Annotated in this window: 1 pseudogene; it reads right to left on the reverse strand. The window is 62.1% G+C overall.

The window, feature by feature from the left end:
- A pseudogene (locus OR37_RS20535) lies at positions 1-688 on the reverse strand (IS3-like element ISCc3 family transposase); the annotation flags it as partial.

A 688-nucleotide genomic window follows, 5' to 3' on the forward strand; every position in this document is an offset into this window, starting at 1 on the left:
GAGAAGTCGTCCAGGATCGTCGACAGATAGACCCAGCCCCATCCGATGATCTTGAAGTAGGTAAAATCAGTCTGCCACATCTGGTTGGGCGCCGTGGTCTTGTCGGTGAACGCCTTGGCGGCCTTCATGACGATGAAGGCCGGGCTGGTGATCAGGTCATGGCTCTTCAAAAGCCTGTAAACACTGGCTTCCGAGACGAAGTAGCCCTGACTGTCGGTGAAGCGCACCGCCAGCTCCCGCGGGCTCAACTCCGAGTGCTCCAGGGCCATCTCCAGGATCGCGGCGCGAACATCCTCGGGGATGCGGTTCCACACCCGGCTTGGGCGCGCCGGGCGGTCTTCCAGCGCCTCCGGACCGCCGGTCTGATAAAGATCATACCAGCGATAGAAGGTGGCGCGGGGCACGCCGATCTGGGCCAGCGTCCTGCGCACGGGCAGGGTCGATTGCTCGACCAGGCGGATGATCTCGATCTTTTCGCAAGCGGGATATCTCATTCCCCGTCGCCCCCATCGGCGATCATGCTTTTTTTGAGCAGGCGGATTTCAAGCGCCTGTTCGGCCACCACCTCTTTGAGGGCCGTCGATTCTCGGCGCAGGTCCTTGACCTCGTCCGTCGTCGCGGCTCGGGCCGTATCGCCCGCCAGGCGGCGCTTGCCCGCCTCCATGAACTCCTTAGACCACACGTAATA

It is taken from the genome of Caulobacter vibrioides OR37 (genome assembly GCF_000372645.1).
Lineage (GTDB): Bacteria > Pseudomonadota > Alphaproteobacteria > Caulobacterales > Caulobacteraceae > Caulobacter > Caulobacter vibrioides_E.